The sequence below is a fragment of the Fructilactobacillus sp. X1R3C1 genome (genome assembly GCF_059901545.1).
In genome coordinates this window covers 131029-143414 of record NZ_JBWXUT010000001.1, presented here as the reverse complement: position 1 = coordinate 143414, position 12386 = coordinate 131029, and the positions used below count along the sequence as shown (strand labels likewise).

Sequence of the window (12386 nt, the reverse complement as noted above, 5' to 3'; positions counted from 1 at the left end):
ATATACGTCAATATTTAAATTTTTAGTATAAATAAAAATCAATTTTCAAAATTCTTGATCTTTTTAATACCAAATCCCATACTTCTATCAAGTAAAACATGCATATAAATAATAAGACTAACTGCGATAAGAAAATTATTATTATATATATATCCAAAAATTAATAATAAAGATGGAAGTATTAAATTATGAAATAAGTTATAAAGTATAACACCAAATTTTACATTTATAAAAAAACCAATTCCAGATAAATCAACTAATAGAAAAGTACATATAAGTACAAAAATAGAATAATTCAAATTAAATATATATATATTTAAAATACAAAAAAATAAAAATAAGTTTTCTAATTTATAAAAGTTAATCATATTAACCACTCTCCTTAATAGTAGGATACTTCATTATGATTAATAACTGAATTAAAAGCAATTACAAAATAAGTGCTTAAAAATGTTCATGGGACTGCCATGCTTCAGCACGTCCGAACCGTGGACATGGAAGTTCGAAGTGAAACCAAGTTGGTCGCGAAGTTAGACGATCGGGACATGCGGAAAATTACTAATAACATTAAACAGTTCTTTTAAAGGGTACGAAAAAGAGGTCACACGAAGGTGTGACCTCTTTTTTATATGGATCCTTTCTAGTCAACTGACTAGAAGCTTAATTGCATGATAACGACTCCACAAAAGTAACATGCAATTGGATAACTCTAATACAATTTCAATTTTATTATAAACACTATCACACAATTTGTTAATCTAGAATAAACCATGCTTTTATTTATTCTAAATGAAATAGAAAGCGGCAGACAATTTGTCTACTGCTTTCTTGTATTAATAAGTTGCAAAAATAAATATGTGGCTCAATTTTATTTTCGTATAACCAAGTAGTATAACAACATTTAATTCCCATCATTTAATGAAATGATTGTTTCTCATGAATTTAATCGATAATCTTAAATAAAGACATTCAAGTAATTAATTAAGGAGAGCAACAATCATGAAAACCAAAGAACTTGTTTATGACGCACTATTTGCCGCAATCGTCGTTGTGTTAGGCCTCTTTCCACCGCTAACACTGCCGTTTATCCCAGTTCCAATTACGCTACAAAGTATGGGCATCATGCTTCAGGGAAGTTTTCTAGGTAAGAAAAACGGCTTTCTAAGTGCCCTACTGGTAGTCATCCTGGTCTTACTTGGTCTGCCAGTCCTTTCTGGCGGACGTGGCGGTTTAGGAATTTTAGCTGGACCAACCGGTGGTTACTTCATCATTTGGCCCATTGCTGCCTTTCTCATTGGGCTTTTGGTCGAAATATCATGGAAAAAGATTAATTTCTGGAAGTACCTCATCGCTAATGTCATCGGTGGTGTCATTCTGATTGATGTTTTTGGGGCCCTGTACCTTTCAGTGATTGCCCACATGTCAGTAACGGCCTCACTAGTTTCAAACTTAGCCTTCATCCCTGGTGATATCATCAAAGCCGTGATCGTTAGTCTAATCTGTGCTTCCACCAAGAAAATCAGTCTGGTATCACAACTCAAACATGAATAATTTTATCTTTGGCACATACGCAAACAATCATTCCTTCATGCAGCAATTAGATCCGCGAACCAAGCTCATCAGTATCACGCTCGTAACGATCACGTTCATGTGGTCAACCACGACCATTCAAATTGGAATTGATGCTTTAGGACTAATTGGGCTGTATCACCTGGCACATATCAAGGTAAGCATGGCACTTAGTTCCATCAAACCCATTTTATTCATTTTAGTGTTTATTTTAATTTATCATGGAATTTTCCCAACCAATCACGATTTATATATAAATCAAATGAACGTGGGCGGTTGGCTTTATGGAAGCAAGCTTTGCGTTAAAATCATTCTCCTGATTCTGGTAGCCGCTCTTTTATCGTTTACGACCAGTCCATCTGATCTATCACAGGCAATCTCGCGACTACTGAGACCATTAACTTATCTGCAGCTACCTGTATCTCAGTTTTCGTTAACGATTACCCTCACCCTGCAGTTTATTCCCATCATTTTAGGTGAACTAAACGACCTGAAAGTTGCCCAAACCAGCCGTGGGGTTGACTTCACTTCATCAAAAATGACTAAGAAAATCAAACTCCACGTTCATCTCATTATTCCACTGTTGTACGCCGTCACAAACCACGCTAATAAGCTAGCCAATACTTTAGATGCCCGTGGCTACACGCCTAAATCCCAATCAACTAGATATCACGAAACCCAGTTTAGTATGCGAGATACTATCTTTGACGGCTGTGTCATCATCTACTTAGCTTTAATTCTTACTTTAAGGTCATTTTAAAACTATCTTGAATCATCTTTTGGACCTGTTTTGAATCAACTTCACCAAGCACAACCGTAATCCAGTGCTCCTTGTTCATGTGATAAGCCGGTAAATATCCCTTAGACTGTTTCAAAAGTCCGGCAACATCTGGATCAACTTTCACGTCTAAGACATCGATCTCATCAGTCCCGTTTAATCCTAACTTATTTTGAGGCACGTTCATGACCAAGCCAAACCACTTCTGGTCATCTTTGTGACGAAAAGCCAAGTACTTCGGATATTCTTTAAAAGGTCGATCTGGTTCAACATCAAACTTCTTTTTAATGTATTCAACTACATCATCACGATTATTCATTTTAATTACCTAACCCATTCTTAACCTGATACTCATGACTGAATTCAGAAACAGCTTTCATGGCATTCATCACATCTATTGGTGTTACTGAAACTGGTAAATTAGCCATGGTGTCACTTGGATCACATGCTTGAGTGGCTGCCTTCATTAACTCTTCATCACTAGATTTCCCTAACTTCAGATCCGCTAGCGTCGTTGGTAAGCCAAACTCCAGATCAAATTTCAAATACTTCTCAAATTGACGGTGATCAGAACCAGTCAGAACCAACTCACATAGGGTTCCAAAGGCGACCTTCTGTCCGTGAGATAACTGGTCAATCTCACCACTTAAAGCCGTAAAGCCATTATAAATGGCGTGAGCAGCTGCTAATCCACCACTTTCAAAACCAATTCCACTAAGAAGCGTGTTGGCTTCAGCGACTTTATCAAGTTCGGAAGTAGCCGATCCAACCACGTTTGAAGCCACTGCTAAACTGCCATATTTAAACAACGTTTGTTCACACATTTGTCCAATCGCTTCGCCAGCAAGGGTTGATTTTCCACCCAGCATGTTCGTCCCGTTCGACTTGCGGGTATCTGTCGCCTCAATGTTAGTCGCCATGGCATCAGCCATTCCTGAAATCAGAAACTTGACTGGCGCCTGACTAATCACCTTGGTATCAAGAATCACCATGTCGGGATTCTTCTTATAAAAACGATAGTGGTCAAATTGACCACTATCAGTGTAGATTACCGATAACCGCGAACATGGCGCATCCGTCGAGGCAATCGTTGGGGCAATCACTACGGTCGTGTTTAAGTTGTCAGCAATCGCTTTGGCACTATCGGACACCTTGCCACCGCCCAGACCAATGACAATGTCATCATCGTTATTTTGCCCAATCTTAGTGACCCGATCAATCTCACTTTCAGATGATTCTCCGGCAAAATCAACGACGGTTACTTCAAAGTCATGTTGTTTCAAGTAATCAGCAAAGTCATTTCCAACCATTCTTAGTGCCGTCCCACTTGATAGAAGTAGCACCTTTTGCCCAAACTTACCAATTCGGTCCGCACTGTTCATTAATACATCTGAACCTTGGACATAATTACTAGGACTTGCATATAATTCAACCATTTTTTACTCCTCCTTTAAACTGTCATAATTATATTATTCACAAATTAAGAAGTAAACCATTTGAAAAAGGCATAAGAAAAAGCCGAGACGCTTGTCCCGACTTTTTAGACTTGTTCATCTAAACTATTAAAATACTCAACCTTGATATCTTTATCAGTAATAATCAGCTTAGTGATACTACCGTTCTTAGCTGGTTCACCAATATCAAGCGCTGGATTATACCGATCAACAATGGAGCGAATGGTCATCCCATGAGAAACGATCAGAATCTTGTCACCATCCTTGGTGTTTTTTCGGATTCGATCAATTCCACGGTCAACTCGCTTCCAAAACGTCTTGTTGTCCTCCGCATTATTGTACAAATCGGCTCTGGCAATCAAATCACGAGCCTTTTCAAGACCAAAGTTTTTGAGAACCCCGGCTTCAGAAGTCGTCTTGACCTGTTCACCAACAAATTGCCACATCTGCTCCAAGTTTTCACCCTCAAAGTAGCCGTGGAACTGTTCCCGTAATTCGGGGAACTGATAACTAATGATGTTAATGTTATTGTTGTTGGCTTGCAAAATATGGTGGGCGGTTTGAATGGCTCGACCAGAATCACTACTAAAGGCCGCATCAAAATTGATGTCCTTCAATCGTTCACCAGCGTTATCGGCGTCCTCAAGTCCCTTTTTGGTCAAGGGTGAATCAATCCAACCTTGTACCTTGTTATAAAGATTCATATAGGTTTGTCCGTGTCGTACTAAGTATGCAGTTACTTTCATAATTTATTACCTCACTCGTTTCCTTAACTCTAACCCAATTATAACAAAAAACATTCCCAAAGTATTTTGGGAATGCTAATTTCTATTTATTTCGTTTTCGGTAGAATAGCCACTCGCAGAATGCCCCCAAAATTCCAATTAGGGTCAAAAGCAATCCCAGGATTAATCCTGGAGTGCGGTAATGGAAGTGAAGGGTGTGTTTACCGGGCTTTAATTTTATCCCAGTAAGGCCGTCAGCAACCATCAAAGTCTTGACTTTCTTACCATTCTCAGTCACGTGCCATCCCTTGTCATAAGGAATACTCAATAAGAGCACGTTGCGCTTTGAACTCGTCTTAACGTGACCAGTGAAATCGGCTCCTGAAAGTTTCAGGTTCTCAGGATGATCCACTCTCAGCTTGTATGGCTGAGTTTCGTCAACAAATTGATTGAAAGCCACACCGTCTAAGCCAGAGAAGCTCTTTAATAGACTCTTCTCCTTCAAACTATTAGAAGAAATAATCTTAACCGTAAATTTCTGTCCTTTATCAAAATGACCTAACTTAACGTTTTCAGTCCCGATCATCCGGTATCTTTCAGGAATCTTCTTGCCATTCACAAAGATTTTATCCTTGTAGAGGTTGGCCTGACTCAGATACATGTATTGGTTACCGGAAATAATCGGATTAACCGTCAAATTATACTTGTATCCGTCCACCGTATCCATTTGTCTAGTATCGTATGGATCAACCGTCTGATAACGGTACTTACCAGAATTATTAACGGTAACCTGAGCCTTATGCATGAACTTCTTCTTGGTTCCGGACTCGTCTTGAACGAAACGATTCAGGTTCTTAAAAACATGACCCTTGTTTAGTTTGGTCTTAACAATCCGATCAGAAACCGCATAGCCCAGTCCACTATAGCGTTCATTCTTTTTATTGATCGTCTGACCATTTTTCAAAATGGTTAACCGATTAGTAACTCCAAGTAGTTGGTCGGTAATCGGCGAACTACCAATCACGCTAACCCGGCGCACGTTTCTTGACGATAATCCCAGATTAGAAAGGACTGCTTGAGTATGCATGTTTAAAGTTGAACTATAGCCACTTACCCCACGGTAATTAAAGATAATTCCATCATTATACTGGTTGTAATCCTGATCAAAGATCCCACTGTACAGTTGATTATTCACGTCATTACGATGGAACGTCGTTTGATTCTTCTTATTATCAACTTTTTGGTCAATAATGCCTTTAGACTGGTTATAGGCATTTTCAAATTTTTTCTGATTCCCAAACATTGCAGGAGCATTCCTAAACGCATCAATCCGTCGTCCCTGAAGCGAGAGATAGAGGTTAACTCCCATCTCAACGCACAGGACTGCGAAAAGCAGGTACCAAATCTTTTTGCCATAGCGATTCGTTGCCATTAACAACAACGTGGTTATTAAGACAAAGATTAAGGCGTAGATCAAGTGGGAATTCCCAGCAATAAGCTGAATGCCATACTGATGCATGTGGTTAAATAAGGCAACCAAATCGCCACAACCATAACCAATTACTAACAGGAAGGAAACGATTAAACCAGCGTTTTTAACAACTCGATTGTCCTTAAACGCTCCGTTAATGTAAGCTTCATAGGCAAACATGATGGTCACAAAACCGAACATGAAGGCTTCTCGATACGGGAATCCAGCTGGATTTTGGAACATGTGCCAAATAGTGTTAAAAGTGGTAATCCACATCCCGACGAAAATTGCCCCAACTAGCCAGAAGGAAGCGTGTTTCTGTCGTTTCGTAATCTTCTTCGATAACCAAAACACCAGGAGGCCCATGATGAAGATCGTGCCCACAAAAATACTAGGATCATGGGACAAACGTCCCATAAAGTTATTGGCTCCCACCCCAAGATTAACAAAAACAGCAGGACTAAACCTTGGATAAGGCAGAAAGTCCCAGATCTTGAATAATCCCTTACTGGTTGAAAGCATCCCCACAATTGATGGAATCAACATGAAACACGACAACAGGGCGGCAATGATCGAACTAACGACGTACTTACACGTCATGGAACCATGAACCTTTAAGTAATGCCAAAACCCAGTTTTAGCTGGACGGTTCAAAAAGACGAGGTAGACAAAATAGATCAAAGAGTAAATACACAGCATATAGCCCATGTAGTAATTCATGATAATGATGGCCGTCAAAGCGACGACGTATCCGCCCCATTTCCCCTTATAAAACAGTCGTTCAATTCCAAGGGTTAAAAGCGGTAGAATCATTAAGGCCTCAAGCCACATGAAATCATAAAAGTAGAGGGCAACGTAACCACTCAAACTGTATGCTATGGCAGCCATGATTTGCATCATGTCCTGTCTGTGATACTTTACCTTCAAAAAGAAGGCCATTGACCAACCAATTAGTCCGATCTTAATCAAAATGATGATTGAGATCAGAATTGGCATGTGAACCACACTGAACCATGAAACCAATAAGTTCAGAGGACTCATTAAATAGTAAGTGTAGATCGGAACGGTATTATCACCAATCGAGACCAAAAACGAGTATGCACTAAAGGTATGATGGAGCATTTGATCACGAAGTAACTTAAAAAATGGCATGTACTGCGTGAGCAAATCACTGATAAGTAGATTATGGTTACCAAATGGTGTTATTCCGTAAATTGCGAAGACGATGGAAGCCACTACGACCGGAATGATAAAAGCGGCCGCGTAGTATTTCCAAACATGCATTTTCTTTTTCATAGCTAAAAAATCCCTCGATATTAATATTTGTAAAATTATGTAACCACAGTTCATTGTATTATATTTTTGTGACGTAACCTAACAAATGTGACAATTCTTTAGGAATAATTTGTTAGTTCAATCATTTAACGCTAGCGTCTTTGACAAAACCAGCTAGCTTTCATAACTAGGATACGTCAATTATTCCAATTAACTTCCCTTAAAGTTAAATATCTCCCTAAATTACGTCATTTAACATTTCAATGGTGGTTTATTTCTTAAATTTTGGTAAAATGAATTTAAGCTTAGGCTAATAAATAAAAAGGAGTGTTCATATGTTTAGTAAAACAAAGGGCTTTGACCCGTTTTCACTGGTTATCGGAATCCTGAGTGTGATCTTATCACTCTTCATTTTGAAGAATCCATTGAACTCATTTAAGGCATTAGTTTTCGTCATTGCCATCCTGTCAATCGTTGAAGGGATCTTCAAGATTGCTGAAATTTCTCAACTAGACAAATCATTAGGGATGTCACCAGTTTGGCTTGTCATTAACGGTGTGCTTGATATCATCATTGGTATCCTGATCTTCTTAGACCCTGCCGTTGGTGGAATCTACATTTGGTTGATGTTATCAATCTGGTTCATCATCGATTCATTGTTTGAACTATGGTACAGTCGATTTGCCGAAAGAAACCACAAGGGTTACTTCTGGTTTGAAGTCATTCTTGGTATTATTGGCTTGATCTTAGGAATTGTTCTATTATTCCAACCAGCCATGGCAATGTCAGTTGCATTATTCTTAGTGGCATTTTACTTCATGTTCTTTGGAATTTTGTTAATTGTTCGTTCATTCTAATCAAAAATAAAAGATCGCGGATTCGCGATCTTTTTTTGTACCATTAATTATTTGCGATCCTTATTTGGTTCTTCAGGACGGTCACTACGTTCGATGTGTTTATGAATCTCTTTCCCATCGGTTGAACGGTTTTCATGGCCACGATCCTTTTTGTGATCGTCTTTTTCTAACTTATGCAATAAGTTCTTTTCTTGTTTTTCACTAGGTCTTCTGTCACTCATACTAAACCCTCCTCTTCTGTTTATACGTTCCTATTATATCATTATCACCACGGCTTTCATAAAGAATCATTTCCAAAAATGGTTTAATTGCCTTTTGAAAAGATTAATGCTAGTTTCTAGATAACGAAAATGAAGGAGAAAATACTATGAAATATGGAGTTACTGCCGGAACGGGTCGTTTCGGTGAACGTGCTATCTTGGGGTTGATTCGATTGGTCCCTGTCGAAGACATCGTCGTAATCGCTAGAAACACGGAAAAAGCAAAAAAGATGTATCCTGCGGGAGTGGAAATCAGAAAGGGTGACTACAATGACACTTTAAGTCTGAATCAGGCCTTTGATGGAATTGATAAGCTTCTTTTCGTCTCATCGCAACCTGATCCAGAACATCCCCGCTACGTCCAACACGAAAACGTGGTCAACGCCGCCGTCAAAGCTAAGGTCAAGTTTATCGCTTATACGAGCTTCCCTCATGCTGACATCGCCAAGGTGCCACTAGCAGAGGACCACGCCAAGACCGAAAAATTAATTGAGGCAACTGGCATCAACCATTCCTTTCTTAGAAACAACTGGTACCTAGAAAACGACCTCGACCTCATCAAACGTTCCGCTAAGGGAGCGGCTTTTATCTTCTCTGCTGGTGACGGCAAAGTTGGCTGGGCCGAAGAGAAATACTACGCGTTTGCGGCGGCCAAGGTCATGGCAAGCGACGAAAAGACCAAGGATGTCTATGAGTTCTACGGTAACGAACACACCTACGCTGACCTAGCAGCCTCAGTCATTGCCAACACCAACAGGGACTTTAAAGTGAACTTGTTAAACGATGACAACTACCGCCAAGCTTTAGCAAAACGTGGCTATGACAAGGGTTCAATTGATTTCATGGTCGGCGTTCAAGACATGATCAGGGCCGGGGTCTTAGATGAAAACATCGACGAACAGGCCGTCAAATTTGGCATGACTCATCAAGAAATCCTAGAAAACAATACTGACAACGATCCGGACCTGCCGCAGGTCATTGGTAGACCATTACCAACCCTTGATGAACAGGTTAAAGATTTATTATCCACTAAACCATCATACGAAATCTAAGCAAAAGAAGTTCTTTGAATAAAATTTTAGTCAGAGAGCTTTTTTAAACCCATTGATTGCATGATTTATCCAAGTATATTAACTTAAACTTAATTAACTACTAAACTTTCTAGCAGAATCGAAGTGAGTAACCGTGCGGCAAGAATCACTTTTTAACAATCAAGACCAAAACGTCCCCTTGGCCAGTCGGGTTCGTCCCAAGACTTTAGACCAATTTGTGGGACAGCAAAATCTCCTTGGAGAGGGAAAAATTTTAAGAGAACTAATTGAAAACGACCAGGTTTCTTCCATGATTTTCTGGGGACCACCCGGGGTTGGTAAAACCACTTTGGCCGAAATTATCGCCAGAAAAACGCAATCGAACTTTTACAGTTTCAGTGCGGCCGACAGCAGCATCAGCAAAATTAAAAAAATCATGCGTCAGGCCGAACAGGATCAGCAAATTGGACAAAAAACGATTGTCTCTGTCGACGAAATTCATCGTTTCAATAAAGCTCAACAGGACGCCTTTCTACCCTACGTTGAGCAGGGTAGCATCATCTTGATTGGGGCTACTACCGAGAATCCCTCGTTTGAAGTCAATTCTGCACTCCTATCACGTTGTAAGGTCTTCGTCCTGCACGCCTTAAAATCGTCCGACGTGGTAACGCTCTTAAACAACGCCTTAAAGAACCCGAACGGCTTTGGCAAACAGAACATCAAGATTGGCAAAGATGAAATTAACGAGATTGCTAATTTTGCTAACGGTGACGCCCGTAAGGCGTTAAACACACTAGAAATGGCTGTCCTCAATGGTGACAAAAAAGACGGTGTAACTACCATTACACTTGATGGCCTGAAACAACTGATTGGTAACAAGTTTGTGCTGTACGACAAAAATGGCGAAGAACACTACAACATTATCTCAGCTTTGCATAAATCGATGCGTAATAGTGACGTTGACGCCGCCATTTACTGGCTTTCCCGTATGCTAGATGGCGGAGAAGACCCGCTTTACATTGCGAGACGACTGGTGCGGTTTGCCAGTGAAGACGTTGGTTTAGCTGACACGAATGCTTTAAACGTTGCCATTAACGTGTTTCAGGCCTGTCAGTTTCTAGGAATGCCCGAGTGTGACGTCCACCTCGTAGAGGCCGTTACGTACCTCTCACTCGCACCAAAATCAAATGCCCTTTATAAAGCCCGACTGGCGGCCAAGAAAGACGTCCAGGAAACTGCTGATGATCCCGTTCCACTGCAAATCAGAAACGCTCCCACTAAGTTAATGAAAAACTTGGGCTACGGAAAAGGATACGAACTCGCCCATAATTATCAAGATAAGTTAACCACCATGAAAACGATGCCACCTTCAGTTGAGGGCCACGTCTACTACAAACCCACTAGTGAAGGCCATGAGATCCGGTTCAAGGAACGCTTGGAACAAATCAAGAAGTGGCATGAACAACATGATAATAAAAATTAAGCCAAAAAATTGCCAGCCCGATGTTTAATCAGAGCTGACAATTTTAATTTACTGTAATTTTAAGAAAAATCGACGCCACTAATAATTAAATAACGCTCCAAATACAACTAATACCAACATAATCAGTCCGAGAATCCAGAAATTAGCCGCAAACAAACCAATCGTAGCGGCTAATAGAAACATCAACAAAAGACAACCACAAGCGGCACTGCTGATAAACTCAAACAGTAGCCAGACCAGAAACAAAAAAATAAAGATTGATATTGCAACAGTCATTTTTCGCCTTTCTAAGATACGATTAATTCATACACTTTATATTTAAACACAAAAAATGAACCTCTCAAAGTTCCTTTAGAGATTCATAATATTACATATTTTAAAAGTAAACAACGAATAATTCTAACATGCTGTAAGAAGCCTCATTACAATAATTACAATTTGCTATCAAGTAGTTGTTGAAACTGGTCCATGGTATCATCAAACTTCGGTAATTTACCCGTATCCTGGGCATTTTCAACAATCTTAATGACCAAGTCGTTGAATGGAGTCTTGATTCCATACTTCTTGCCCGTCTCGGAGATCACTCCATTGATGTCATCAACCTCAGTCTTTCTGCCCTTCTCCAAATCTTGCAGCATACTGGCCTTTAGATTCTTACTGTTGTTCATCGCGGACTTCAGGTAGGCCAACTGTGCTGGTTCATCATTGGGATGTTCACTAGTAAGTGAACTGAGGTCATGATTTCCCATTTTGGCAAATTTCACACCGTCAGCATGACCGACCTTTAATCCTTCACTTACGATATTTAGCGCACTCTTTAAGCCCACCTCATTGTCAGCAACCTGGCCAAACGTTGCATCACTTGCGGCTGATAACCCACTAAACGATGAGTTAACCAAAAGTTTAGACCATTTGGTTCCAAGCAAGTTATCGGAAATGGCGGTGCCACCAACGTGACTCAACACGTCTTTGACCTTCTTAATGCGGTCCGTGTCCTTTCCGTCAAGTTCACCAATCTGAAACGCCGCATTTTCAAAAGCTGGAAGTGCCGTGGTCAATTCCGACTCCGTGTGGTTAAGTTGGGTCCCACCAAATTCAACCGAACCAGCAACAATGTTTGCGGGATCAATGACCTTTGAAATCGCAATTTCTGGAACCCCGTTTTGAAGCGAAACCAAAGTTCCATTTGGTTTCAACACTTCTTTAACCTTGGAAAGAACTTCATCATTATGAGTCTGCTTGGTTAAAAGTAAGACGAGATCATACTCGTCCGATTTTAATTCATCCGGAGTTTTGGCGGTGACAGGAACGGTAAAATTAGCCGTACCGGTGACCGTAGCACCCTGATCATTTAAATCCTTAACGTGTTGGGGATTGTCGGCAATCAAATCCACGTTGTCTTTGCCGTATGCTTTGGTGAGATATGCACCAATAATGGTCCCAAGTGAACCAGCGCCGTAGACTGCAATTTTCATTATTACCA

At 40.1% G+C, this 12386-nt stretch carries 14 protein-coding genes; 6 read left to right on the top strand and 8 right to left on the bottom strand.

Annotated features, from left to right (window positions below):
- Positions 1-38: 38 nt before the first annotated feature.
- Entirely contained in the window at positions 39-368 is a 330-nt protein-coding gene (locus tag AC6UD8_RS00680) for a DUF4260 family protein (protein ID WP_500699041.1), read from the bottom strand.
- A 72-nt stretch (positions 369-440) separates the two neighbouring features.
- Between AC6UD8_RS00680 and AC6UD8_RS00675 the strand changes: the two genes are divergently transcribed.
- The 3 genes from AC6UD8_RS00675 (at position 441) to AC6UD8_RS00665 (ending at position 2329) form a co-directional block, all read left to right on the top strand.
- A complete protein-coding gene (locus AC6UD8_RS00675) occupies positions 441-584 on the top strand; it encodes a hypothetical protein (RefSeq protein ID WP_500699039.1) in 144 nt (47 codons plus the stop codon).
- Between the two features lie 415 nt (positions 585-999).
- The gene (locus tag AC6UD8_RS00670) at positions 1000-1551 is read left to right on the top strand and encodes a biotin transporter BioY (protein ID WP_500699037.1); all 552 of its coding nucleotides are present in this window, start codon (positions 1000-1002) and stop codon (positions 1549-1551) included.
- Positions 1544-2329, top strand: coding sequence for an energy-coupling factor transporter transmembrane component T family protein (locus tag AC6UD8_RS00665; protein ID WP_500699035.1), 786 nt, complete (start codon positions 1544-1546; stop codon positions 2327-2329). The genes AC6UD8_RS00670 and AC6UD8_RS00665 overlap by 8 nt, the downstream gene beginning before the upstream one ends.
- Here AC6UD8_RS00665 and AC6UD8_RS00660 read toward each other — a convergent pair.
- From AC6UD8_RS00660 to AC6UD8_RS00645, 4 genes are all read right to left on the bottom strand, one after another.
- Entirely contained in the window at positions 2310-2666 is a 357-nt protein-coding gene (locus AC6UD8_RS00660) for an MmcQ/YjbR family DNA-binding protein (RefSeq protein WP_500699032.1), read from the bottom strand. The two genes, AC6UD8_RS00665 and AC6UD8_RS00660, sit on opposite strands and share 20 nt — an antisense overlap.
- A gap of 1 nt (position 2667) precedes the next feature.
- Complete coding sequence (locus AC6UD8_RS00655) at positions 2668-3783, bottom strand: glycerol dehydrogenase (protein ID WP_500699030.1); 1116 nt, start codon at positions 3781-3783, stop codon at positions 2668-2670.
- 104 nt (positions 3784-3887) lie between these two features.
- Entirely contained in the window at positions 3888-4547 is a 660-nt protein-coding gene (locus AC6UD8_RS00650) for a histidine phosphatase family protein (RefSeq protein ID WP_500693372.1), read from the bottom strand.
- 82 nt (positions 4548-4629) lie between these two features.
- Positions 4630-7293, bottom strand: coding sequence for a YfhO family protein (locus tag AC6UD8_RS00645; protein ID WP_500699028.1), 2664 nt, complete (start codon positions 7291-7293; stop codon positions 4630-4632).
- Positions 7294-7607: 314 nt separating this feature from the next.
- Between AC6UD8_RS00645 and AC6UD8_RS00640 the strand changes: the two genes are divergently transcribed.
- Positions 7608-8129: an HdeD family acid-resistance protein gene (locus AC6UD8_RS00640; RefSeq protein ID WP_500693370.1), complete on the top strand. Its 522-nt coding sequence runs from the start codon at positions 7608-7610 to the stop codon at positions 8127-8129.
- A 47-nt stretch (positions 8130-8176) separates the two neighbouring features.
- Here the strand turns inward: AC6UD8_RS00640 and AC6UD8_RS00635 are convergent, their stop codons facing one another.
- Positions 8177-8350, bottom strand: coding sequence for a hypothetical protein (locus tag AC6UD8_RS00635; protein WP_500693369.1), 174 nt, complete (start codon positions 8348-8350; stop codon positions 8177-8179).
- Positions 8351-8496: 146 nt separating this feature from the next.
- On the opposite strand from AC6UD8_RS00635, the gene AC6UD8_RS00630 reads away from it, so the two are divergent.
- Both AC6UD8_RS00630 and AC6UD8_RS00625 read left to right on the top strand, forming a co-directional pair.
- Positions 8497-9441, top strand: coding sequence for an NmrA family NAD(P)-binding protein (locus AC6UD8_RS00630; protein ID WP_500699026.1), 945 nt, complete (start codon positions 8497-8499; stop codon positions 9439-9441).
- A gap of 133 nt (positions 9442-9574) precedes the next feature.
- The gene (locus tag AC6UD8_RS00625) at positions 9575-10903 is read left to right on the top strand and encodes a replication-associated recombination protein A (RefSeq protein ID WP_500699023.1); all 1329 of its coding nucleotides are present in this window, start codon (positions 9575-9577) and stop codon (positions 10901-10903) included.
- Positions 10904-10981: 78 nt separating this feature from the next.
- Here the strand turns inward: AC6UD8_RS00625 and AC6UD8_RS00620 are convergent, their stop codons facing one another.
- Both AC6UD8_RS00620 and AC6UD8_RS00615 read right to left on the bottom strand, forming a co-directional pair.
- Positions 10982-11179, bottom strand: a complete 198-nt coding sequence (locus AC6UD8_RS00620) for a hypothetical protein (protein ID WP_500695384.1) — start codon at positions 11177-11179, stop codon at positions 10982-10984.
- A gap of 155 nt (positions 11180-11334) precedes the next feature.
- Entirely contained in the window at positions 11335-12378 is a 1044-nt protein-coding gene (locus tag AC6UD8_RS00615) for a ketopantoate reductase family protein (protein ID WP_500699021.1), read from the bottom strand.
- Positions 12379-12386 lie beyond the last annotated feature (8 nt).